The sequence below is a fragment of the Ferrovibrio sp. GW821-FHT12E11 genome, from assembly GCF_058806975.1.
Map to the genome: position 1 here is coordinate 3,466,946 of NZ_JBXAQG010000001.1, position 21,938 is coordinate 3,488,883.

Sequence of the window (21,938 nt, forward strand, 5' to 3'; positions counted from 1 at the left end):
GGACTATTCGGTCCAGAGCACATAGCCTTCGCCCCACACCGTCTGGAGGAAACGCGGATTGCGCGGATCGGCCTCGATCTTGCGGCGCAGGCGGGTGATCTGCACATCCACCGCCCGGCTTTCGCCCGGCGTGCTGGGATCGGCCAGCGCGGCGCGTGGCACGGTTTGCCCCGGGGCGCGAGCAAGGATGCGCAGCAACTGGGCCTCGCCCGTGGTCAGCGGCACGGTTTCCTCGCCACGCTTCAGGTCGCCGCGTACGGCGTCGAAGGCAAAGTCGCCGAACCGCACCGGCGCAGTGGCCGCGACAGCCGTCGGCCGTACCGCGCGTTTGAGAATGGCATTGATTCTCAGGGTCAACTCGCGGGGCTCGAAGGGTTTGGGCAGATAGTCGTCGGCCCCGGTTTCCAGACCCTGGATACGGTCTTCGGCTTCGCCCCGGGCTGTGAGCAGAATGACGGGAACCGTGTTATTGCGGCTGCGCAATTCGCGGACGAATTCAAACCCGTTCTGCCCGGGCATCATCACATCGACGATTAGCAGGTCGAAGCTGACCGAGGTCAGCTTGGCGGCGGCGTCGGCGGCATCTTCGGCGCTGGTGACGCGAAAATTCTGGCCCGCGAGGTAACGCGACAGCAGGGTGCGGATGCGCTCGTCGTCATCAACAACCAGGATATGCGGTTCAGCCATCTCCATCGCGGCGGTCAGCGACGCTGGATGGCGCGCAGGATGCCGGCGCGCTCGGCCTCGTCGATCAGGCCTGCCAGAACCTTGCGATAGCCCGCCACCGCTTCGGCGCCCGCCTCGCGATAGGCCTGGGCCACCTTGGCCTGCTGAACCGTGCTGATCTGGCGTTCCAGATGCTTGCCCTGATCAGTCAGGAACAGCTGGCGCTGCCGGCGGTCCCGCGTACCCTGCTGCTGGCGGACGAAGCCGCCTTCGATCAGGGCGGAGAGGACCCGCGACAGGCTCTGTTTGGTGATGCGTAGAATGGCCAGCAGCTCTGCCACGGTGATGCCCGGGTTGCCGCTGATGAAATGCAACGCACGGTGATGCGCGCGGCCGAAACCATAGCGTTCCAGAATTTCATCCGGTCCGCGGGTGAAATCCCGGTAGGCGTAGAACAGCAGCTCCACCGCCTGGCGAAGCTCGTCTTCGCGCAGGAACAAGGGGTTGGCCAGCGATTTCAAATCAGTCATGATCTTCTATATGGCGCAAAGACATAGCTGGCCACAAGGTGGCCGTGCGGGGGTAGATTAAACTACCTGGAGGAAAATTATGTCAGCAGTGTTGACGTAATTTGCTTAGATTGTTACTTTTGGGACCAGAACAGCGTAATAATAATACTTACCGGTATCGCCAAGGAGCAGTCCTATGTCTCTTATTCCGTATGATGATCGCGATGGTTCGATCTGGTTCGACGGCAAGCTGATCCCCTTCCGGGACGCCAAGCTGCATGTCCTCAGCCATGGCCTGCATTATGCGTCCTGCGTCTTCGAAGGCGAGCGGGCCTATGATGGCAATGTGTTTCACCTGACGGAGCACAGCCAGCGTCTGATCGATTCGGCCAAGCTGATGGATTTCACGCTGCCCTATTCGGTCGAAGAGATTGACCGCGCCACCTGCGAGACCATCGCCGCCAACAAGATGCCGAACTGCTATGTCCGCCCGGTCGCCTGGCGCGGTTCTGAAATGATGGGCGTCGCCGCCCAGCAGAACAAGATTCATGTCGCCATCGCGGTGTGGGAGTGGCCGAGCTACTTCTCGCCGGAAGCCAAGATGAAGGGGCTGCGTCTGCAGATCAGCGACTGGCGGCGACCGGCCCCTAACACCGCGCCGACCCAGGCGAAGGCGGCCGGCCTGTATATGATCTGCACGCTGTCCAAGCATAAGGCCGAGCGCGATGGTTATCAGGATGCCCTGATGCTGGATTGGCGCGGTCAGGTCGCTGAAGCGACGGGGGCCAATGTCTTCTTTGCCAAGGACGGCAAGCTGCATACGCCGACGCCGGACTGCTTCCTGGATGGCATCACGCGTCGTGCCGTGATCGCCATGGCCAAGGGCCGCGGGATCGAAGTGATCGAGCGTCCCATCCAGCCGGAAGAAATGGCTGGCTTCGATGAGTGTTTCCTCACCGGCACGGCGGCTGAAGTGACGCCGGTCAGCGAGATCGGGCCCTACAAGTTCACGCCGGGCAAGATCTGCCAGACTCTGCTGGGCGAATTCGACCTCGCCACGCGCGGCAAGGCTGCGGCCTGATTGGCCAGGCTGAAACAACGAACGGCCGCGTAGCGATACGCGGCCGTTTTCGTTTTCGGGCGGGCTGCTGGTATCAGCGGGCGGTCTGCAACACCGGACAATAATAATCGTACTGGAACCCGCAGATCTGTTCATCGCGCTGGATGCGTTCGCCGACCAGGCCGCCCAGTAGCATGTCGATCGCCTGGCCATCGCCAGAGAGCGGCAGCAGCAGCGTCTCAAAGCCCAGCATGCGGCCGCTTGGCGCCACAGTATATTTGCCGGCGGCATAGGCCGGCCCGTGGGTTTCGAGCGGAATATTGAAGAAGGCTTCCACCACCACGGCGTTGGCCCCGAACAGGGTTTCGTCAACGGTGCGGTTGGTGGTCTCGCGGCCCATCGATCCGACAATGCCGGTACCGACGAGACGGAACTGGAAACGGGGAGTGGCGCTGTGCTGCACATTGATCAGGGCAACGAAGGGCAGGAACGGCACCATTTCGTCGGGTTGCAGGTCGGCTCGGGCCGGCAGCCGGCCCAGATAGCCCTCCTTGGCTTCCCAGTAGTTCAGCAGATTGCGCAGCGATTTGCTTCGAATGCGATCCGCAGTCACCGAAGCGATCACTTCGGTTTTTGGCACATTCGGATCTGTTGAAGACATGAGCGGGTAATAACTCTTGAGCTGTGAAAGCGCCTGCGCGACTGCCAGCATATGACGCATGCGGGTCGCTGCGGAACGGTAAAGTTGCCGTCCGTATGCCTAGGACATGCCATAGGAGCGGGCCTCAGTAAACCGCAATTTCACATGGGGAAAATAGTACCACTGTATGTCAGCGGCGCCAGCGCGCGGCCGCCTCGTCATCGCTAGTCTTGGCCTCGACCCAGCGGCGGCCGGCGCCGGTTTCTTCCAGTTTCCAGAACGGAGCCCGGGTTTTCAGCCAGTCGACCAGGAAGGCGCTGGCTTCAAAAGCGGCCTGGCGGTGCGCGGAGGTTGTGATGACCAGGACTATCCGGTCCCCAGGGGCGAGTTCACCATACCGGTGGACGACCAGACAGCCGTCCAGCGGCCAGCGTTGCTCGGCTTCACTGACGATGGCCTCCAGTTGTCGCTCGGTCATGCCCGGATAGTGTTCCAGGGTCATGGTCTGGGGGCCGGGGGAATCACTGCCGGCTGGACTGAAATCCCGGACCAGGCCGCTGAAGGTGACGGCAGCGCCGATATGCGTTCGCCCGGCGGTCATGCGCTCCAGTTCCGCGGCCGTATCGAAATCCTCGCGCTGGACCCGCACCGTCATGGCGTCAGCCTCCGGTTACCGGCGGGAAGATGGCGATCTCGTCGCCAGCCGCGACGGCCTGCTCTGGTCCGGCATAATCCTGGTTCACCGCAACGCGCACGAGGGCGGGGTTGGACAGCGCGGCTTCGTGGCCAGCGCTTTGTCCACGCAGCCAGACGAGCAGATCGGCGACCGTGCGCACGCTGTCGGGTGGAGAGATGGTTTCTTCTGCGACACCGACCCGCTCACGCAGCAGGGCAAAATACAGGACCCGCATCTCAGTCCGAGCCTTTGGATTCATCGGGTTCGAGCGCCATATGCCGCAGACCGGTCTGCAGGTAATCCCAGCCGGTATAGAGCGTCAGCACGGCAGCGATCCACAGACCGACCTCACCAGTGAAGCGTACATGCAGAATGTCAGGTCCATGATCGCCGACGATCAGGAATCCGAGTGCGATGAGCTGCACGGTGGTTTTCCATTTTGCCAAGCGTGAGACAGGCACCTTCACGCGCAGTTCGGCGAGAAATTCGCGCAGGCCGGTCACGGTGATCTCGCGGCACATGATGACCACGGCGGCCACGCATGTAATGCGGTCGATGCGATCGAAGGCGATCAGCATCATAATGACGGCGGCGACCAGCAGCTTGTCGGCGACCGGATCGAGGAAGCGGCCGAGGTCTGACATCTGGCCCCATTTGCGGGCCAGATAACCGTCGAACCAGTCGGTGATGCCGGCAGCCGCGAAGAGACCAAGGGGCACCCAGGCGCTCCAGGCGCCGGGCAGGAAGAAGGCCGCGCAGATCGCCGGAATCGCCAGGATGCGCGAGACGGTCAGGATATTGGGCAGGCTGTTCAGCATGACGCCGCAGTATCGCATGGGTGGCCAAACGGGGCCAGTGCCGGCCCGGCCGCAGGCCCGGTGTCAGGCCCCATGGAAGTGATCGTAGACACGTTTGGCCACGGCCTTGCTGACGCCCGGCACAGCTTCAAGATCGGCAAGGCCGGCCCGGGAAACGGCTTTGGCCGAACCGAAATGCAGGAGCAACGCCTTCTTGCGCGCTGCCCCGATGCCGGCAATCTCGTCCAGCGGGGATTTTACCTGGTCCTTGGCACGTTTGGCGCGATGGGTACCGATGGCAAAGCGATGCGCCTCGTCGCGCAGGCGCTGAAGGAAAAACAGCACGGGATGGCGCGGCTCCAGCATGAAGGGCTCGCGGCCGGGCAGGAAGAACTGCTCGCGCCCGGCATTGCGATCCGGTCCCTTGGCGATGCCGACCACCGGCACGTCAGAGACGCCCAGCTCCTCCATCACCTGCATCACGGCGCTCAACTGACCCTTGCCGCCGTCGATCAGCAGCAGGTCCGGCCAGTCGGCGGCATTGTCCTCTTCGCTGTCTTCCTTTAGCAGGCGTTTGAATCGACGACTGAGCACTTCCTTCATCATCGCATAGTCGTCGCCCGGCTCGATCTCCTCGCCCTTGATATTGAACTTGCGGTAGGCATTCTTGCGCATGCCTTCGGGGCCAGTGACGATCATGGCGCCGACCGCATGACGGCCCATGATGTGGCTGTTGTCGTAAACCTCGATTCGCTGCGGCGGAGCATCCAGTCCGAACAGCTCGGCGACGCCAGCCAGCAGCTTCTGCTGCGACGCGGCCTCGGCCAGGCGTCGGTGCAGCGCATCGCGGGCATTGGTGATGGCGCCCTGCACCAGGTCGCGCTTGGTGCCGCGCTGCGGGACCAGCAGCTCGACCTTGTGGCCGCTATGCTGGCTCAGGGCTTCCTCGATGAGCGGGGCGTTCTCGACCGGGTCGCTGAGCAGGATCAGGCGGGGCGCGTCGCGCTGGGCATAAAACTGCCCGATGAAGGCGTCCAGCACCTCGCTGATTTCCACATCGCGGGTATGGGCGGGGAAATAGGCGCGGTTGCCGAAATTCTGGCCGGCACGGAAGAAGAAGATCTGGATGCAAACCAAGCCGCCCTCGGCATGCACGGCGATCACATCGGCATTCTCGACATCGACGAGATTGATATCTTGCTTCTGGCTGATATGGGCCAGGGCACGAATGCGGTCGCGCAATTCGGCGGCGGTCTCGTAATCCCGCTCATCGGCGGCCTGCTGCATGCGGGCCTGCCATTTGTCCAGGATGTTGCGGTTCCGGCCGCCAAGAAAATCACGGGCTTCGTTCACGATGGCGCCGTAGTCCACCTCGCTGATGCGGTTCACGCAGGGCGCGGTGCAGCGTTTGATCTGGTACTGCAGGCAGGGGCGGGTGCGACCGGCGAACTCGCTGTCGGTGCAACTGCGCAGCGGAAAGGCGCGCGAAATGGCGTTGAGGGTGACATGGACGGCACCGGTGGAGGCAAAGGGGCCGAAATAGTCGCCTTTGATATCGCGCGATCCTCGATGCTTGTTGATGCTCGGATAGGGATGGTCGCGGGCCACCAGAATGTAAGGGAAGGATTTGTCGTCCTTCAGCAGCACATTGAAGGGGGGCTGCAGCTGTTTGACCATATTGGCCTCAAGCAGCAGGGCTTCGGCCTCGGTATGGGTGCTGGTCACCTCGACGGCATGGACCTGCCGGACCATGCGCTGGATGCGGATGCTGAGGGTCGGCAGCTTGGTGTAGTTGGCAACACGCTTCTTGAGCGAGCGTGCCTTGCCGACGTAGAGGACCTCGCCCCTGGCATCCAGCATGCGGTAAATGCCGGGCCCGGTCGGCAGCAGCGGCAGATGCCGCGCGATCACTGTGGCGCCGATCTCTGTCGGCAGCAAAGCCTCCGGTTGCGGCGGGGACACAGGCTCTGGCTCAGTCATACCCGTTACCATAATGCCAAAAACCCAATGATTACACAGCGTTGACGAAATCGTCCCAAGCCTGTGGATAAATTTGTGGGGAAAGTTGCCTGGTTTTTCAATTCCCGCGATACCAATGCACCAGTGCCGTTGGGAAGGCGTTGCAGGCATCTCCTTTAAATTATTGTAGTGCCGTGTCTATTATCAGTTATCCACATGCAATCCGAATCGCAGGAGGCTGACCGATCCGTCAGTAATAACCCCAAAGGGCCTGTGTATAAGACAGCCTGGGATATGAAATGCCGCGCAGAGTCAAGCTCTAACACCAGTCTGTTATGCGCAGTTTATTTTGCGTCAGGCGCGGCGGCGTTCGATCTCGACGCCGACACCGGCGGCTTCCGTAATGGCGTCAGGCTTTTCCACCCTCACGCGTGTGCGAAAGACCCGCTCGTCTTCCAGGCAGATCGCCGCCAGCCGCTCGGCCAGGGTTTCGACAAGATCGACATGGCCCTCGGCCAGCAATGCCTTGGTGCGCTTGACCAGCTGCTCGTAGCAGACGACCTCGGCGTAGGAGCGCGGCGGCTCGCCCGGGGTCTCGGCCACCCACAGCTCGAGATTGACCAACAGTTTCTGAGGCTTGGTCCGTTCTTCCGGGTAAATCCCGATCAGGGCGTCTAGCAGCAGGTCACGGACGAAGACGCGTCGCGCCGGCTGGCTGGCTTCGGCAATCGCCGGGACCGGGATTTCGGCCCAGGCAGCCCGGGCACGAGCATGGATCGTCATCTCATTCCTCCGGCTCGCCGGGACTTCCTGTGAGCGGCGCCCCACCCTGTTGCCAGGGCAGATGCTGGCCGCCATCCAGGGCGATCATCTGGCCCGTGACGGCCGGGGCGTCAAGCAGGAATCCGATGGCTGCGGCAATCTCGCCCGGTTCGGCACCCCGTTTCAGCGGCGTGGCGTCCCATTGCTTGCGGAACTGCGCATCCGACTGGCGCGGACTGGGCAGCACCGGGCCCGGGCCGATGGCATTGACCCGGATTCGGGGCGCCAGGGCCATGGCCAGGGTCTGGGTCAGGCTCCACAGACCGGCCTTGGAGACGGTGTAGGAGGCAAAGTGCGGCGTCAGGCGCCAGACCCGCATATCGACCAGATTGACGATATTCCCAGCAATGCCATCCGGCAGCTGGCGGGCGAAGGCCTGCGCCAGGAAGAAGGGCGCTTTCAGGTTGATATCGAGATGGCTGTCCCAGCCGGCTTCCGTTGCCGTCTCGACATGGTCGTAATCGAAGATCGAGGCATTGTTGACCAGCAGCGACAGCGGACCCAGAGCCATGGCGGCCTGGTCTGTCAGGCCGGCAACCGCCTGATGGTCTGCCAGATCGGCCTGCACGACGGCAGCCTTGCCACCGGACCGCATTATCTCGGCAACCAGCGTTTCGGCTTCGTCGCGCGAGGCGTTGCAGTGAACGGCAAGGTGATAGCCGCGCCCGGCCAGATACAGGGCGATAGCCCGGCCGATGCGACGGCCGGCGCCGGTGACCAGCGCGGTGGGCGCCAGAGGGGAAACGGCGGCCATCAGCGTTTGCTGCCGCGATAGGCGCGCCGCGAGCCGGCGCGGCCGGCCGTCGAGCGACCGGCAGGGCGTGGCGCGGCAGCGGCTTCCTCGGACAGGCCGAGCGGCTTGCGGTTCAGGATGCCGATTTCCAGCTCATTCATCTCCAGCCGCTTGATTTCGTCGCGCAGGCGGGCGGCTTCCTCGAATTCCAGGTTGCCGGCCGCATCCTGCATGCGCTTTTCCAGTTCGGCCAGATGGGCCTTCAGGTTGTTGCCCACCAGATGGCCGCCGGCCGCATCGCCGGCATCGACAGTGAAGTGGTCCTGTTCGTAGACCGACTGCAGGATATCGCCGATCTGCTTGCGGATGCTTTCCGGGGTGATGCCATTGGCTTCGTTATAGGCCTGCTGCTTGGCGCGGCGCCGGGCGGTCTCGTCCAGCGCGCGCTTCATGCTGTTGGTGATCTTGTCGGCATAGAGGATGGCGCGGCCCTCGACGTTGCGGGCGGCGCGGCCAATGGTCTGCACCAGTGAGGTTTCCGAGCGCAGGAAGCCTTCCTTGTCGGCATCCAGGATAGCGACCAAGGCGCATTCGGGAATATCCAGGCCCTCGCGCAGCAGGTTGATGCCGATCAGGATATCGAAGACGCCGAGCCGCAGGTCGCGCAGGATTTCGATACGCTCCAGCGTTTCGATGTCCGAATGCAGGTAGCGCACCTTCAGGCCGACTTCGGTCATGTATTCGGTCAGGTCTTCCGACATGCGTTTGGTCAGGGTGGTGACCAGCACGCGGTGGCCTTTGCGAACCATCTCCTTGCATTCGGCCAGCAGGTCATCGACCTGATGCTCGACAGGGCGGATTTCAGTCACCGGATCGATCAGGCCGGTGGGGCGGATCACCTGCTCGGAGAAGGCGCCGCCAGTGCGTTCCATCTCCCATTTGCCCGGCGTGGCCGAGACGAACACGCTCTGGGGCCGCAACTGTTCCCATTCGCGGAAACGCAGCGGCCGGTTGTCGATGCAGGAGGGCAGGCGGAAGCCGTATTCGGCCAGTGTTGCCTTGCGCCGGAAGTCGCCGCGGAACATGCCGCCGATCTGCGGCACCGTGACATGGCTTTCGTCGACGAACAGCAGGGCGTTGTCGGGCAGGTATTCGAACAGCGTGGGCGGCGGCGCGCCGGGGCCGCGGCCGGTGAGGTAACGGGAATAGTTTTCGATGCCGGCGCAGGCGCCGGTGGCTACCATCATTTCCAGGTCGAAGCTGGTGCGCTGCTCCAGCCGCTGCGCTTCCACCAGGCGACCCATTTTGTTGAGCTGGTCCAGCCGCAGGCGCAGGTCGATCTTGATCTGCTCGATGGCCTGATTGAGCGTTGGCTTCGGCGTCACATAGTGACTGTTGGCGTAGAGCTTCACAGCCTCCATGCTGCCGGTCTTGTGGCCGGTCAGCGGATCGAACTCGACGATGCTTTCCAGTTCGTCGCCGAACAACGACAGACGCCAGGCACGGTCTTCCATATGGGAAGGGAAGATCTCCACGCCATCGCCCCGCACGCGGAAGGCACCACGGGCAAAAGCGGTGTCGTTGCGCCGATACTGCAGGTCGACCAGACGGCGCAGCAGCGTATCGCGATCGAGACGGTCGCCGGCCTTCAGGTTCAGCGTCATCTCCGAATAGGTTTCGACCGAGCCGATACCGTAGATGCAGGAGACCGAGGCCACGATGATGACGTCGTCCCGCTCGAGCAGGGCGCGCGTGGCCGAATGGCGCATGCGGTCGATCTGCTCGTTTACGGAAGAATCCTTTTCGATATAGGTGTCGCTGCGGGCGACATAGGCTTCCGGCTGGTAGTAGTCGTAATAGGAAACGAAGTATTCCACCGCGTTGTTGGGGAAGAAGGCCTTCATCTCGCCATAAAGCTGTGCGGCTAATGTCTTGTTCGGCGCCAGGATCAGGGCCGGCCGGCCGGTGCGGGCAATGATCTGCGCCATGGTGAAGGTCTTGCCCGAACCGGTGACGCCAAGCAGCACCTGGTCGCGCTCATCCTTCAGGATGCCGTCGGTCAGTTCCGCGATGGCGGTCGGCTGGTCGCCTTTGGGCTCGTAGGGGGCCTGCAGGTCATAGGCAATGCCGCCCTCGCTCTTGTCGGGGCGCGGCGGGCGGTGCGGCACGAAATCCGGGAAGTTCGCATCGGCGAAACGGTCCGGATCCTCGATTTCGCGTTCCATGCTCTGGGACGGGGTGCTGGAGGTCTGGCTCATGGCTGCCAATATGGTGCGTCTGCCGCCTGTCGCCAACCCGCAGGTTAGAAGCTGTCAGGTATTCCGGCCAAGTCTTTCAGCCCGGAAGGGGCTCCGGTATACATTTCCACAGGGAGACCTGTCATGACCGTGATCGTTACCGGCGGCGCCGGGTTTATCGGCTCCGCCCTTGTCCGCCGCCTGAATGCCCAGAAGCGTCCTGTCGTCACCATCGACAAGCTGACCTATGCCGGCAACCCGGACAATCTGGCGGGCCTGCCGCATCCGGACCTGCATCGTTTTGAGCAGGTCGATATCTGCGATCGCGCGGCGATCCGGCGCATCTACGCCGAGGTAAAGCCGCAGGCGGTTTATCACCTGGCGGCCGAAAGCCATGTCGACCGTTCGATCGACAGTCCGGCACCGTTTATCGAAACCAATGTGACCGGCAGCCTGGTGCTGCTGGAAGCCGGGCTGGAACACTGGCGTGGACTGGATGGTACGGCGAAGCAGCAGTTCCGTCACCTGCAGGTGTCCACCGACGAGGTCTACGGCGAGCTGGGCGAGACCGGCCTGTTCGACGAGCACAGCCCCTACCAGCCGAACTCGCCTTATGCCGCGAGCAAGGCGGCCGCCGACCATCTGGTGCGCGCCTTCGGTCGCACCTATGGCCTGCCGATCCTGATCACCAATTGCGGCAACAATTACGGCCCGTATCAGTTCCCGGAAAAGCTGATCCCACTCACCGTGCTGAATGCTCTGGAAGGCAAGCCACTGCCGATCTATGGCAAGGGCCAGCAGGTACGCGACTGGATCCATGCCGAGGACCATGCTGCTGCCCTGCAGCTGGCGGTGGAGAAGGGCCGCCCGGGCGAGACCTATCTGGTCGGCGCCAAGGGCGAGCAGCGCAACATCGACCTGGTCAATCGGCTCTGTGCCATCCTCGACACGCTGGTGCCGCGGCAGGATCGCAAGGGCTACGCCTCGCTGATCACCTATGTCACCGACCGGCCGGGCCATGATGCGCGCTATGCCATCGATCCGAGCAAGGCCGAGCGCGAGCTGGGCTGGAAACCGTCTTATGACCTGCAGGCAGGCCTGACGGCGACGGTGCAGTGGTATCTCGACAATTCGGCCTGGTGCCGCAATGCCGGCCAGGCCTATGACCGCGGCCGTATCGGCCTGGGATCGGACAAGGCGGGGGCGAAGGCATGAAGGGCATCATTCTCGCCGGCGGCACCGGCAGCCGGCTGCATCCGGCCACCACGGTGACCAGCAAACAGCTGCTGCCGGTCTATGACAAGCCGATGATCTACTACCCGCTCAGCACCCTGATGCTGGCCGGCATTCGCGACATCCTAGTGATCACCACGCCGCGCGACGCCGAAGCCTTCAGCAGCCTGCTGCATGATGGCAGCCAGTGGGGCCTGTCGATCTCCTATGCCGTGCAGCCCGAACCCAAGGGCATCTCGCAGGCCTTCATCATCGGCCGCGATTTCATCGCCGGCGACCGCTGCGCCCTGGTGCTGGGCGACAATATCTTCTACGGCGAAGGCTTTGGCGCCATCCTGCAGCGGGCTGCTGAACGCGAGACCGGCGCCACCGTGTTCGGCTACTGGGTTGCCGATCCGGAACGCTACGGTGTCCTGGAACTCGGCGCCGACAAAAACGTGAAAGCCATCATCGAAAAGCCCGATCCGGCGCCCAGCAACTGGGCGGTGACGGGGCTGTATTTCTATGACCGCACGGTCTGCGATATCGCGGCCGATCTCAAGCCGTCGAAGCGCGGCGAGCTGGAAATCACCGACCTCAACAACGTCTATCTGCAGCGCGGCGATCTGAGCGTCGAGTTGTTCGGCCGCGGTTTTGCCTGGTTGGATACCGGTACGCCCGACAGCCTGCTGGATGCCGGAAATTTCATCGCCACAGTGGAAAAACGCCAGGGTCTGAAGATCGCCGCGCCTGAAGAGATCGCCTGGCGGCAGGGCTATATCGATGCCGCCCAGGTGGAAAAGATCGCGGCGGCTTATGGCAAGAATGCCTACGGGCAGTATCTGCGGCTGATCCTCAAGCAGGGCTGAACAAACCCGCAGAAAGAAAAAGGCCCGGGAAAACCCGGGCCTTTTCGATTCATGTGCGCTTTGCGATCAGGCGCGATCCTCGCGACGCTGCCACCAGGCTGCGATTTCACCGACGATGCCTTTGCGGAAGGCCAGCACGACGACGACGAAGATGAAGCCCTGGATGACCAGCACCCACTCGCCGAAGCCGGCGAGATAGTTCTGCATGGTGATGATGATGCCGGCGCCGACGATCGGCCCGAAGACGGTGCCCATGCCGCCGACCAGCGTCATCAGCACGACCTCACCCGACATCTGCCAGGTGACGTCGGTGAGCGAAGCGAGCTGGAAGACCAGCGCCTTGGTCGCACCGGCAAGGCCGGCGAGGGCGGCCGAGAGCACGAAGGCGACCAGCTTGTAATGATCGACGCGATAGCCCAGCGAGATGGCACGCGGCTCGTTCTCGCGGATGGCTTTCAGCACCTGGCCAAACGGCGAATGGATGGTGCGCCAGATCACCAGGAAACCGAAGGCGAAGATCGCCAGCACGACATAGTAGAAGGCGAGATCGTTCTTGGTGTCGATCAGGCCAAAGAGGGCGCGGCGCGGAATGGCCTGGATGCCGTCTTCGCCGCCGGTGAACTTGGCCTGCACGCAGTAGAAGAACACCATCTGCGAGAGGGCCAGCGTCACCATGGCGAAATAAATGCCCTGGCGGCGAATGGCGAGCAGCCCGGTGACCAGGCCGAGGATAGCGGCACAGGCGGTGGCGGCCAGAATGCCGAGTTCTGGCGACCAGCCCAGCGTCTTGACGGTATGGCCGCTGATATAGGCGGCGAAGCCGAAGAACATGGCGTGCCCGAACGACAGCAGGCCGACATAGCCGATGAGCAGGTTGAAGGCGAGCGCGAAGAGCGCAAAGCACAGCACCTTCATCAGGAAGACCGGATAGACCATGGCCGGCGCGACCAGGGCGAGTGCGATGAAGCCGGCGAAGATCGCCAGGTCGCGGTTCTTGCGGGCGGTGCCGGGCTTGGCGGCAGTGGCGGCGACGGATGCGGCAGCAGTCATGGCTGGTCCCTTACTTCTGGGTGCCGAACAGGCCGGCGGGCTTCACCATCAGCACGATGGCCATGATGATGAAGATCACGGTGTTGGAGGCTTCGGGGTAGAAGACCTTGGTCAGGCCCTCGATGATGCCTAGCGCGAAGCCGGTGATGATGGCGCCCAGGATCGAGCCCATGCCGCCGATGACGACCACGGCGAAGACGATGATGATGAGGTTGGACCCCATCACCGGGCTGACGTTATAGGCCGGTGCGGCCAGCACGCCAGCCAGGGCGGCCAGACCGACGCCGAAACCGTAGGTGAGCGTGATCATGCGCGGCACGTTGATGCCGAAGGCCTGGACCAGGTCGGGACGCTCGGTGGCGGCGCGCAGGTAGGAGCCCAGCTTGGTGCGCTCGATCATGAACCAGGTGCCGAAGCAGATCACGAGAGACGCCACCACGACCCAGGCGCGGTAGTTGGGCAGGAACATGAAGTCGAGCCGCATGCCGCCGGGCAGCGGATTGGCGTAAGGCAGGCCGCTTGAGCCGAACTGCTTGCGGAAAAAGCCCTCGATCATCAGGGCGAGGCCGAAGGTCAGCAGCAGGCCATACAGATGGTCCAGGTGATACAGGCGCTTCAGGAACAGCTTTTCCAGCAGGATGCCGCTGGCGGCGACGATCACCGGCGCCAGGACCAGCGCACCCCAGTAGGGAATGCCAAGCCAGTTGAGCAGCATCCAGGCCACGAAGGCGCCCATCATATACTGGGCGCCGTGGGTGAAATTGATCACGTTGAGCAGGCCGAAGATCACGGCCAGGCCCAGGCTCATCATGGCGTAGAAGGCGCCATTGATCAGGCCCAGCAGCAGCTGGCCGAACAGCATTTGCGGCGCAATGCCCAACAACTCGAACATCGAAAGTCCCCCGGGAGGAAAAGTACGGCGCCGGTAGTCGATGCTACCGGCGCCGCTAGCAGACTTAGCTCTTTACCAGCTCGCAGCCGCCGTCCTTAAGCGGACGGAAGGCTTCTTCGGCGGGGATCGTGGCGCGCAGATGCACGTAATCCCACGGACCCTTCGACTCCGACGGCTTCTTGGCTTCAAAGAGATACATCGGATGGACGTGGCGGCCGTCGACACGGATGCTGCCCTTGCCGAACAGTTTGTCGTCGGTCGGCAGTTCCTTCATCTTCTCCACAACCTTGACACCATCGGCATCGCTCTTCAGCGCTTCCACGGCCTTCAGGTAATGGAACACCGAGGAATACACACCGGCCTGCACCATCGAGGGATAGAGCCCCTTGTTGGCGGCGGCGAATTCCTTGGCGAAGGCGCGGTTGGAGTCGTTCAGATCCCAGTACCAGGCTTCGGTGAAGGTCAGGCCCTGAGCGGTCTTCAGACCGAGCGCATGAACGTCGGTGATGAACATCAGCATCGCCGCCAGCTTCTGACCGCCTTCGGTGATGCCGAATTCAGCCGCCTGCTTGATCGAGTTGATGGTATCGCCGCCGGCATTGGCCAGGCCGATGACCTTCGCCTTCGAGGCCTGCGCCTGCAGCAGGAAGGACGAGAAGTCGGTGCCCGGGAAGGGATGACGCACGGCGCCAAGCACTTTGCCGCCGGTGTTCTTCACCAACTCGCTGGTATCGCGCTCCAGCGCATGGCCGAAGGCATAGTCGGCGGTGAGGAAGAACCAGCTGTCGCCGCCGGTCTTCACCAGCGCCTTGCCGGTGCCGTTGGCCAGAGCCCAGGTGTCATAGGTCCAGTGCACGGTGTTGGGCGAGCAGACCTTGCCGGTCAGATCAGACGTTGCCGGGCCCGAACCGAGGAAGACCTTGTTCTTCTCGCGGCTGATCTGGTTGACGGCGAGCGCCACCGAGGAGGTGGGAACGTCGGCGACAACATCGACCTTGTCGACATCATACCACTGGCGGACGATGTTCGAGCCGATATCAGGCTTGTTCTGGTGATCGGCGAAGACCACCTCGACCTTCAGGCCCTTGGCGGCGGCACCGAAATCTTCCACCGCCTTGCGGGCGGCCCAGACCGAACCCTGACCCGACAGATCGGCATAGAGGCCCGACTGGTCGTTCAGCACGCCGATCTTGATGACGCCATCACTAAACTGGGCGTTGGCACTGCCGGCGGCGAGCAAAGCTGCCGCAGAAACAGCCAAAGTTTTTAAACGCATCGTTTCCTCCTTGGTTAAACCTGCCTGTTAAACACCGAGATATGTTTCAAGCTTCTTGGTTGATGTTGCGACCTGGTCGTTCGGGATCATGTCGATGACCTTGCCGTGTTCGACGACGTAGTGGCGGTCGGCCACCGTGCTGGCGAAGCGGAAGTTCTGCTCGACCAGCAAAATCGTGTAGCCCTTGGATTTCAGCAGACGGATCATCGCGCCGATCTGCTGCACGATGACGGGCGCCAGACCTTCGGTCGGCTCGTCCAGCAGCAACAGGTTCGCGCCGGTGCGCAGGATGCGGCCGATCGCCAGCATCTGCTGCTCGCCGCCACTGAGCTTGGTGCCCTGGCTTTTCAGCCGTTCCTTGAGGTTGGGGAAGATCTGGTAAATCTCCTCCAGGCTCATGCCGCCAGCCTTGACCACTGGCGGCAGCGTCAGGTTCTCGTAGACGTTCAGGCTCGAGAAGATGCCGCGCTCTTCCGGACAGAAGGCCAGCCCGAGCTTGGCGATCTTGTTCGACGGCAGCTGGATCAGTTCCTGCCCCTCGAAGCTTACCGAGCCCTTGCGCGCCGGGATCATCCCCATCACGGCCTTCATGGTCGTGGTCTTGCCGGCGCCATTGCGTCCCAGCAGGGTCACGACCTCGCCCTTGTTCACCTCGAACTGCATGCCATGCAGGATGTGGCTCTCGCCATACCAAGCGTTCAGACCGGATACTGCCAGCTCTGCCTTACCGTTATGCATGGCCGGTCCCCATATACGCTTCGATCACTTCCGGGTTCTTCGACACGGTGTCGTAGTTGCCTTCCGCCAAGATCTCGCCCCGGCGCAGCACCGTGATGGTGTCGCTGAGCTTGGCGACGACACTGAGATTGTGCTCGACCATCAGAACCGTACGGTTCTGCGCCACTTTCTTGATCAGGTCGGAAATCTTGTTGATATCCTCGTGGCCCATGCCGGCCATCGGTTCGTCCAGCAGCATCATCTCCGGCTCGAGCGCCAGCGTCGTGGCGATTTCCAGAGCCCGCTTGCGCCCGTAGGGCAGTTCGACAGCGGTGTGCTTGCGATACTCGATCAGACCGACAGCTTCCAGCAGTTCTTCCGCGCGGTCGTTCAGCGCGTTCAGGCTGCTTTCCGACTTCCAGAAATGGAAGCTCGTCCCCAGCGGACGCTGCAGTGCCACGCGCACGTTTTCCAGCAGGCTCAGATGCGGAAACACCGCCGAGATCTGGAACGACCGCACCATCCCGCTGCGCGCGATATCTGCCGGCTTCTGGCTAGTGATATCTCGCCCGTTATAGGTGATCGTCCCGCGGCTCGGGCTCAGGAACTTGGTCAGAAGGTTGAAAAACGTCGTCTTGCCGGCCCCGTTCGGACCGATCAGCGCATGGATGGTGTGGCGTTTTACATTCAGGTTGACGTCCTTCACCGCAATGAAGCCGGCGAATTCCTTGGTCAGACCTGAAGTCGCGAGAATGTAATCGTCGGTCATTATCCCAGACGCTGTTTGATTTTTGCTCCCTGGCGCCGGTATTCCGGACGCGGCGCAAATCAAACGGGATTCGACCGTACTTGTAAATAGCCTCGGGGCTACAAAGCGTTGTGTCGGGAATTAAGGAATATTGTGCCTAACTTCGCGGCAGGACAGTTTCCGCCGGGGGAGTGGTGGCCGCTTCCCGGGCAGCCCGGCGGGCGAGTTGGTGCTCGCGATAGGTAATATAGGTGGCGCAGGCGAAAATCACCGAGCCGCCGATCCAGGTCCAGAGATCGGGCACCTGGCCGAAGAAGAAGAAGCCAAGCATGGCGGCCCAGATCAGCTTGGTGAAATCGAGAGGCATAAGCATGGTCGTGTCCCCATGCTTGAAGGCCTCGGTGAACAGCATATGGCCGGCCGAGCCGCAGGCGCCCAGGATGAACAGCAGGAGTAGTTGTTCCCAGGTCGGCCACTGCCAGACGAACAGCGCGGCCACGAAAGTGATCGGTATGAGGAAGACCACCATGTAGGTGGCAATGGTCAGGCTGGAATCGGTACGGGCCAGGATCTTGATGTCGATCATCGATCCGGCCCAGAGCACGGTCGAGCCAATAACCAGCAGGGGGCCTAGTCCGATCGGCACGACGCCGGGGCGTAGCACGACCAGGGCGCCGAGGAAGCCGATCGCCAGAGCGGCAATGCGGCGGGCATGCAGCTTCTCGCGCAGCACCAGCACGGCGCCGATGGTCATGAACAGCGGCGCCGTGTAGGACAATGCCGTGGCTTCAGCCAGCGGCGTAATTGCCAGGGCGGTGAAGAACATCATCATCGATGTGCTGTTCAGCGCCCCGCGGATGGCATGCAGGTGAATCTTTGTGGTCCTGAAGGCCTGGAAGCGGCTGCTGACGATGGCCGGGAACAGGACCACGAAGCCAAACAGGTTGCGGAAAAACGCCACTTCGATGGGTGGTAGGCCTTGCGACACCTTGGCGACCAAGGCATGCATGGCGGTAAAGCACAGCGTTGAGCCGATCATCATCGCCATCGCCTTGATCAGGGGGGATGCGGTGGTCGGCGTGGCGGCGAGGGGAACTTCGGACATCAGCTCGGTGTAGCTCTAAAGCATTAACATTTCAGGTTGTTGGACACGCGAACATTGCAAAAAACGCAACTCTCCCATGCGCTGCCGATTCATGCGGTTTTGCCCGCTGTTTCCGCGGCTTTGGCGCAATCGGCCAATCTGGTCGTGCAGGCGCCACCAGGGTCGGGCAAGACGACAGTGTTGCCGCTCGCCCTGCTGGAGGAGCGTTGGGCGCAGGCCGGCCGCATCATCGTGCTGGAGCCGCGCCGCCTGGCTGCTCGCATGGCGGCGAAGCGCATGGCGGATCTGCTGGGCGAGGCCGTGGGCGAGACGGTCGGCTATCGTGTGCGGCTGGACAGCAAGGTCGGGCCGAATACCCGCCTGGAGCTGAACACCGACGGCGTGTTCCTGCGCCGGCTGCAGCGCGATCCGGAACTGCAGGGCGTGGCGGCCGTGCTGTTCGACGAATGCCACGAACGCGGCCTGGAATCCGACGTGGCCCTGGCGCTCTGCCTGGAAGCGCAGGCGGCGTTGCGACCCGATCTCAAACTGATCGCCATGTCGGCGACCCTTGATGCTGCGCCGTTTGCCAAACTGATGGGCGGCTGCCCGGTGGTGACCGGCGAAGGCCAGAGCTTCCCGGTCGAGACCCGCTGGCGGCCGCCGGCACCGCAGGCCCGCCAGGACTTCGCTGTGGCCGATACGGTGCGCCAGGCGCTGGATGAGACCGATGGCGACATGCTGGTCTTCCTGCCGGGCGTCGCTGAAATCCGGCGGGTCGAAACCCTGCTGACAGAGGCGCGCCTGCCGGCCAACGTCCAGGTACAGCCGCTGTATGGCGATCTGCCGGGCGAGCAGCAGGACCGGGCCCTGCAGCCCAGCCCGTCGGGTCAGCGCAAGATCGTGCTCTCGACCTCGATTGCCGAAAGTTCACTGACCATTGAAGGCGTGCGGGTGGTGGTCGATGGCGGCTATATGCGGCAACCGCGGTTCTCGCCCAGCACCGGCATGGCGAAGCTGGAAACCCTGCGCGTCAGCCAGGCCTCGGCGGACCAGCGCCGTGGCCGTGCCGGCCGCCTGGGCCCCGGCATTGCCTATCGTCTCTGGGCCGAGGCAGCCCATGGCGGGCTGGCCAAATTCACCGCCCCGGAAATCGCCGTCACCGACCTGACGCCACTGGCGCTCGATCTGGCGGCCTGGGGTGTGCGCGACGCCAATGCCTTGCCCTGGCTGGATGCACCGCCGGCCGCCGCCATGCAGTATGCCCAGGCCCTGCTGCGCGATCTGGGCGCGCTGGATACGGCCGGTGCGATCACGCCTCATGGCAAGGCGATGGCCGAGCTGCCCCTGCATCCGCGGCTGGCGCATATGGTGATCCGCGGTCACGAGATGGGGCTGGGCGGTCTGGCCTGCGCGCTGGCGGCCCTGCTCGGCGAACGTGACATCGCCAAGGTCCCGAAGGGCGCACCGCGCGATGCCGACCTGCGCTGGCGGCTGGAGATTATTGCCGGCGAGTCCGAACGCGATACGACGCCGCATGGTTTGCGCGTCGATATGAATGCCGTGCGCCAGATCCGCCGGCTGGCATCGGACTGGCGCCGTCAGATCAAGGCGCCGGCCCATAGCGGATCAACGGAAGAGGCGGGTCTGCTGGTTGCGCTGGCTTATCCGGATCGTATTGCCAAGCGTCGTGCGCCCGGCAGCTTTCTGCTCAGCGGTGGCCGTGGCGCCAGGCTCGATCCGCTGGATGGCCTGAGCAGCCAGGACTATCTCGCGATTGCCGAGGTCGATGGTGCCCAGGCCGATGCGCGCGTTTTCCTGGCCGCGCCGCTGAGCGAGGCCGAAATCGAGGGTCAGCTGGGCGCCGCCATCGTCACGCGGGAAACCGTGGACTGGGATGAGCGCAGCGAAGCAGTGCTGGCGCGACAGCAACGCCGGCTGGGTGCACTGGTGCTACGCGAAAAGCCGCTGCGCGATCCTCCGGCCGAGGCGATTCGTGCAGCCCTGCTGGAGGCGATCCGTCGCAAAGGCCTTGCCGCGACATTGCCGTGGACTGATGGCCTGCGGCAGTGGCAGGCCCGCATTGCTTTGCTGCGCCAGTCCCTGGCAACGGCGGCCGACTGGCCCGATATGAGCGACGAAGCCCTGGCCGAACGGTTGGATGGCTGGCTGGCGCCGTATATCGAAGGCCTGACCAAGCTGTCCCAGCTGTCCGGGATCGATCTGCACGCGGCCCTGACCGCACAACTGGACTACACGCAGCAGAAACGGCTGGATGCCGAGGCGCCTACCCACTGGCGCGTGCCGTCCGGCTCGAATATCCCGCTGGACTATACATCGGGCGCGGTGCCGGTCCTGGCCGTGCGCCTGCAGGAAATGTTCGGCCATGCCGATACGCCGGCGATTGCCGGGGGCAAGGTGAAGCTGTTGCTGCATCTGTTGTCGCCCGCGCGGCGGCCATTGCAGGTGACCAGCGACCTCGCCGGTTTCTGGCAGTCGAGCTATCGCGCTGTGCGGGCAGAGATGCGCGGCCAATACCCCAAACATGACTGGCCGGAAAATCCGCTGGCGGCCCAGCCGACAGCGCGGGCCAAGCCCAGGCCGCGCTGATCCTCGCACGCAGGCAGACGCTTGTTGTTGTCACAACCTCTCCGTAGGATCGCGCCATGCCTGCGGATCCGCGCAACGAGGTACGTATACTATATGGCGATCCCGCCCCGGGCACGCGGTCGCTGTACCGTCAGGCGCTGTTCAGCGCCGGCTATAACAATATGCGCGAATTCGACAGCCTCGAAGGCTTCACCGACCTGCTGGCGGTGGCGCATCCCGATCTCATTTTCATGGATATCGCCCTGCCGGGCGGCAATCCCATACAGCTTGTGCGCGACCTGCGGCTCGGCCGCCTGGGCGTCAATCCCTATATGCCGGTGATCCTGACGACCTGGGAAGCCGAGCAGTCGATTGTGCGGAAGATCGTCGATTCAGGCGCCGACGACCTGCTGATCAAGCCGCTGTCGATCCGCGCGCTGCTCGAGCGCATCGAGACGGTGGGCATGAACCGCAAGCCCTTCGTCGTGACCTCCGATTACATCGGGCCCGACCGGCGCAAGGCGGCGGCCCGCGACAGCACAGTGCCGCTGATCGAGGTGCCCAATCCGATTCGCGCCAAGCTGCGCGGCGAACCGATCGATGCGCGATTGCTGCAGCAGGCGATCATGGCGACCAACAATCAGGTCAATCATCAGCGCCTGCGCGCCTCGGCTTTCCGCATCTCCTTCGTCGCGGAGCAGATCGTGCCGCTATACAAGCAGCAGGTGATGCCCGATGACGCCACACTGACCATGCTGGCGGATCTCATCGTTTCGGCCGAGGAGATCCGACGCCGTGTCGCCGATACCGAATATGCCCATGTGGCGCAAATCTGTGATCGCCTGTTGCTGCCGTCGCGCCAGATGCTGCAGCAGGGCGAGGATTTCGTGTTTTCGTTCGAGTGGCAGAAATCTTTCGACCTGCTGAAGACGCTGGCTGATGCGGTGCTGGCCTTCTTCAATCCCGATCGGGATGCGTCGGCACTGGCGGGCGAAGTGGCTATTGCCATCGACCGCTTCCGTGCCCGCAAGGCGGCCCGGGAGGTCGGCGAAGCGCCATCGGCGCAATAATCAGCCGACGGTGATGGTCTGGCTGGCGCGGTGCGTGGCGCCGTCGTCATCGATCCAGGCAAAGTCCAGCCGGCCGCTTTCCATGCAGCGCAGATGGAAATTGATTGCCGGATTGGCGGCCACAGCGCCCTCCAGCCTGGCATCAAATACCGGCTTGCCGTTGAAGGTGACGATCATGCGGTTGACGATATTGCGCGGGACCAGGCGGCTCTGCTCGTCCTTGCGCTGGCCGGATTCCATCGGATGCGAGACCAGAGTCTTGATCTCGATGATCTCGCCCTTCTTTGCCGTCTGCGGCACGCGTATGCGCGGTTTGATATCGGTGGCCATGC

The 21,938-nt window shown here is 63.1% G+C and carries 22 protein-coding genes; 5 read left to right on the plus strand and 17 right to left on the minus strand.

The window, feature by feature from the left end; genetic code table 11:
* Window positions 1–3: 3 nt before the first annotated feature.
* The gene (locus AC1ROT_RS17235; protein WP_493000463.1) at window positions 4–687 is read right to left on the minus strand and encodes a response regulator; all 684 of its coding nucleotides are present in this window, start codon (window positions 685–687) and stop codon (window positions 4–6) included.
* A gap of 14 nt (window positions 688–701) precedes the next feature.
* Complete coding sequence (locus AC1ROT_RS17240; protein ID WP_492971326.1) at window positions 702–1,196, minus strand: MarR family winged helix-turn-helix transcriptional regulator; 495 nt, start codon at window positions 1,194–1,196, stop codon at window positions 702–704.
* A gap of 175 nt (window positions 1,197–1,371) precedes the next feature.
* Between AC1ROT_RS17240 and AC1ROT_RS17245 the strand changes: the two genes are divergently transcribed.
* On the plus strand, window positions 1,372–2,256 hold the full coding sequence (locus AC1ROT_RS17245; RefSeq protein WP_493000464.1) for a branched-chain amino acid aminotransferase: 885 nt from the start codon (window positions 1,372–1,374) through the stop codon (window positions 2,254–2,256).
* A 73-nt stretch (window positions 2,257–2,329) separates the two neighbouring features.
* On the opposite strand, the gene AC1ROT_RS17250 is transcribed toward AC1ROT_RS17245, so the two are convergent.
* The 8 genes from AC1ROT_RS17250 to uvrB form a co-directional block, all read right to left on the minus strand.
* Window positions 2,330–2,896 carry a PAS domain-containing protein gene (locus tag AC1ROT_RS17250; RefSeq protein WP_493000466.1) on the minus strand — a complete coding sequence of 189 codons (567 nt, stop codon included), beginning with the start codon at window positions 2,894–2,896 and terminating at the stop codon, window positions 2,330–2,332.
* Window positions 2,897–3,065: 169 nt separating this feature from the next.
* Window positions 3,066–3,530, minus strand: coding sequence for a molybdenum cofactor biosynthesis protein MoaE (locus AC1ROT_RS17255; protein ID WP_493000469.1), 465 nt, complete (start codon window positions 3,528–3,530; stop codon window positions 3,066–3,068).
* A 4-nt stretch (window positions 3,531–3,534) separates the two neighbouring features.
* Window positions 3,535–3,786, minus strand: a complete 252-nt coding sequence (gene moaD / locus AC1ROT_RS17260; RefSeq protein WP_492971322.1) for a molybdopterin converting factor subunit 1 — start codon at window positions 3,784–3,786, stop codon at window positions 3,535–3,537.
* A 1-nt stretch (window position 3,787) separates the two neighbouring features.
* Window positions 3,788–4,369 (minus strand): CDP-diacylglycerol--glycerol-3-phosphate 3-phosphatidyltransferase, encoded by a 582-nt coding sequence (gene pgsA, locus AC1ROT_RS17265; RefSeq protein WP_492971321.1) that lies wholly within the window; start codon window positions 4,367–4,369, stop codon window positions 3,788–3,790.
* A gap of 63 nt (window positions 4,370–4,432) precedes the next feature.
* Window positions 4,433–6,340 (minus strand): excinuclease ABC subunit UvrC, encoded by a 1,908-nt coding sequence (uvrC, locus tag AC1ROT_RS17270; RefSeq protein ID WP_493000471.1) that lies wholly within the window; start codon window positions 6,338–6,340, stop codon window positions 4,433–4,435.
* Window positions 6,341–6,661: 321 nt separating this feature from the next.
* Window positions 6,662–7,090: a dihydroneopterin aldolase gene (gene folB, locus AC1ROT_RS17275; protein ID WP_492971319.1), complete on the minus strand. Its 429-nt coding sequence runs from the start codon at window positions 7,088–7,090 to the stop codon at window positions 6,662–6,664.
* A 1-nt stretch (window position 7,091) separates the two neighbouring features.
* A complete protein-coding gene (locus tag AC1ROT_RS17280; RefSeq protein ID WP_493000473.1) occupies window positions 7,092–7,883 on the minus strand; it encodes an SDR family oxidoreductase in 792 nt (263 codons plus the stop codon).
* A complete protein-coding gene (uvrB, locus tag AC1ROT_RS17285) occupies window positions 7,883–10,120 on the minus strand; it encodes an excinuclease ABC subunit UvrB (RefSeq protein WP_493000475.1) in 2,238 nt (745 codons plus the stop codon). The genes AC1ROT_RS17280 and uvrB overlap by 1 nt, the downstream gene beginning before the upstream one ends.
* 123 nt (window positions 10,121–10,243) lie before the next feature.
* Here uvrB and rfbB point away from each other — a divergent pair, with 123 nt between their 5' ends.
* The gene (rfbB, locus tag AC1ROT_RS17290) at window positions 10,244–11,314 is read left to right on the plus strand and encodes a dTDP-glucose 4,6-dehydratase (RefSeq protein ID WP_493000477.1); all 1,071 of its coding nucleotides are present in this window, start codon (window positions 10,244–10,246) and stop codon (window positions 11,312–11,314) included.
* Window positions 11,311–12,180: a glucose-1-phosphate thymidylyltransferase RfbA gene (gene rfbA / locus AC1ROT_RS17295; protein ID WP_493000479.1), complete on the plus strand. Its 870-nt coding sequence runs from the start codon at window positions 11,311–11,313 to the stop codon at window positions 12,178–12,180. The genes rfbB and rfbA overlap by 4 nt, the downstream gene beginning before the upstream one ends.
* Window positions 12,181–12,246: 66 nt before the next feature.
* On the opposite strand, the gene AC1ROT_RS17300 is transcribed toward rfbA, so the two are convergent.
* The 6 genes from AC1ROT_RS17300 to AC1ROT_RS17325 all read right to left on the minus strand — a co-directional run bounded on the left by AC1ROT_RS17300 (window position 12,247) and on the right by AC1ROT_RS17325 (window position 17,968).
* Window positions 12,247–13,230, minus strand: coding sequence for a branched-chain amino acid ABC transporter permease (locus AC1ROT_RS17300; protein WP_493000481.1), 984 nt, complete (start codon window positions 13,228–13,230; stop codon window positions 12,247–12,249).
* Window positions 13,231–13,240: 10 nt separating this feature from the next.
* Entirely contained in the window at window positions 13,241–14,122 is an 882-nt protein-coding gene (locus AC1ROT_RS17305; RefSeq protein ID WP_492971313.1) for a branched-chain amino acid ABC transporter permease, read from the minus strand.
* 64 nt (window positions 14,123–14,186) lie between these two features.
* Complete coding sequence (locus AC1ROT_RS17310; protein WP_492971312.1) at window positions 14,187–15,398, minus strand: ABC transporter substrate-binding protein; 1,212 nt, start codon at window positions 15,396–15,398, stop codon at window positions 14,187–14,189.
* 27 nt (window positions 15,399–15,425) lie between these two features.
* Entirely contained in the window at window positions 15,426–16,136 is a 711-nt protein-coding gene (locus AC1ROT_RS17315) for an ABC transporter ATP-binding protein (RefSeq protein ID WP_492971311.1), read from the minus strand.
* Window positions 16,129–16,884 (minus strand): ABC transporter ATP-binding protein, encoded by a 756-nt coding sequence (locus tag AC1ROT_RS17320; protein ID WP_493000482.1) that lies wholly within the window; start codon window positions 16,882–16,884, stop codon window positions 16,129–16,131. Before AC1ROT_RS17320 ends, AC1ROT_RS17315 begins: the two co-directional genes overlap by 8 nt.
* Window positions 16,885–17,020: 136 nt before the next feature.
* Entirely contained in the window at window positions 17,021–17,968 is a 948-nt protein-coding gene (locus AC1ROT_RS17325) for a DMT family transporter (RefSeq protein ID WP_492971309.1), read from the minus strand.
* A 54-nt stretch (window positions 17,969–18,022) separates the two neighbouring features.
* Between AC1ROT_RS17325 and hrpB the strand changes: the two genes are divergently transcribed.
* On the plus strand, window positions 18,023–20,557 hold the full coding sequence (gene hrpB / locus AC1ROT_RS17330) for an ATP-dependent helicase HrpB (protein ID WP_493000483.1): 2,535 nt from the start codon (window positions 18,023–18,025) through the stop codon (window positions 20,555–20,557).
* 56 nt (window positions 20,558–20,613) lie between these two features.
* Window positions 20,614–21,606, plus strand: coding sequence for a response regulator transcription factor (locus AC1ROT_RS17335; protein ID WP_493000485.1), 993 nt, complete (start codon window positions 20,614–20,616; stop codon window positions 21,604–21,606).
* On the opposite strand, the gene soxZ is transcribed toward AC1ROT_RS17335, so the two are convergent.
* Window positions 21,607–21,936 carry a thiosulfate oxidation carrier complex protein SoxZ gene (soxZ, locus tag AC1ROT_RS17340; protein WP_493000486.1) on the minus strand — a complete coding sequence of 110 codons (330 nt, stop codon included), beginning with the start codon at window positions 21,934–21,936 and terminating at the stop codon, window positions 21,607–21,609. It abuts the gene before it with no gap.
* Between the last annotated feature and the right edge of the window lie 2 nt (window positions 21,937–21,938).

Excerpts from the sequence above, each read along its gene's own strand:
- AC1ROT_RS17235 (WP_493000463.1), bottom strand. The coding sequence starts at position 687 with ATGGCTGAACCGCATATCCTGGTTGTTGATGACGACGAGCGCATCCGC.
- AC1ROT_RS17240 (WP_492971326.1), bottom strand. The coding sequence starts at position 1,196 with ATGACTGATTTGAAATCGCTGGCCAACCCCTTGTTCCTGCGCGAAGAC.
- AC1ROT_RS17245 (WP_493000464.1), top strand. The coding sequence starts at position 1,372 with ATGTCTCTTATTCCGTATGATGATCGCGATGGTTCGATCTGGTTCGAC.
- AC1ROT_RS17250 (WP_493000466.1), bottom strand. The coding sequence starts at position 2,896 with ATGTCTTCAACAGATCCGAATGTGCCAAAAACCGAAGTGATCGCTTCG.
- AC1ROT_RS17255 (WP_493000469.1), bottom strand. The coding sequence starts at position 3,530 with ATGACGGTGCGGGTCCAGCGCGAGGATTTCGATACGGCCGCGGAACTG.
- moaD (WP_492971322.1), bottom strand. The coding sequence starts at position 3,786 with ATGCGGGTCCTGTATTTTGCCCTGCTGCGTGAGCGGGTCGGTGTCGCA.
- pgsA (WP_492971321.1), bottom strand. The coding sequence starts at position 4,369 with ATGCTGAACAGCCTGCCCAATATCCTGACCGTCTCGCGCATCCTGGCG.
- uvrC (WP_493000471.1), bottom strand. The coding sequence starts at position 6,340 with ATGGTAACGGGTATGACTGAGCCAGAGCCTGTGTCCCCGCCGCAACCG.
- folB (WP_492971319.1), bottom strand. The coding sequence starts at position 7,090 with ATGACGATCCATGCTCGTGCCCGGGCTGCCTGGGCCGAAATCCCGGTC.
- AC1ROT_RS17280 (WP_493000473.1), bottom strand. The coding sequence starts at position 7,883 with ATGGCCGCCGTTTCCCCTCTGGCGCCCACCGCGCTGGTCACCGGCGCC.
- uvrB (WP_493000475.1), bottom strand. The coding sequence starts at position 10,120 with ATGAGCCAGACCTCCAGCACCCCGTCCCAGAGCATGGAACGCGAAATC.
- rfbB (WP_493000477.1), top strand. The coding sequence starts at position 10,244 with ATGACCGTGATCGTTACCGGCGGCGCCGGGTTTATCGGCTCCGCCCTT.
- rfbA (WP_493000479.1), top strand. The coding sequence starts at position 11,311 with ATGAAGGGCATCATTCTCGCCGGCGGCACCGGCAGCCGGCTGCATCCG.
- AC1ROT_RS17300 (WP_493000481.1), bottom strand. The coding sequence starts at position 13,230 with ATGACTGCTGCCGCATCCGTCGCCGCCACTGCCGCCAAGCCCGGCACC.
- AC1ROT_RS17305 (WP_492971313.1), bottom strand. The coding sequence starts at position 14,122 with ATGTTCGAGTTGTTGGGCATTGCGCCGCAAATGCTGTTCGGCCAGCTG.
- AC1ROT_RS17310 (WP_492971312.1), bottom strand. The coding sequence starts at position 15,398 with ATGCGTTTAAAAACTTTGGCTGTTTCTGCGGCAGCTTTGCTCGCCGCC.
- AC1ROT_RS17315 (WP_492971311.1), bottom strand. The coding sequence starts at position 16,136 with ATGCATAACGGTAAGGCAGAGCTGGCAGTATCCGGTCTGAACGCTTGG.
- AC1ROT_RS17320 (WP_493000482.1), bottom strand. The coding sequence starts at position 16,884 with ATGACCGACGATTACATTCTCGCGACTTCAGGTCTGACCAAGGAATTC.
- AC1ROT_RS17325 (WP_492971309.1), bottom strand. The coding sequence starts at position 17,968 with ATGTCCGAAGTTCCCCTCGCCGCCACGCCGACCACCGCATCCCCCCTG.
- AC1ROT_RS17335 (WP_493000485.1), top strand. The coding sequence starts at position 20,614 with ATGCCTGCGGATCCGCGCAACGAGGTACGTATACTATATGGCGATCCC.
- soxZ (WP_493000486.1), bottom strand. The coding sequence starts at position 21,936 with ATGGCCACCGATATCAAACCGCGCATACGCGTGCCGCAGACGGCAAAG.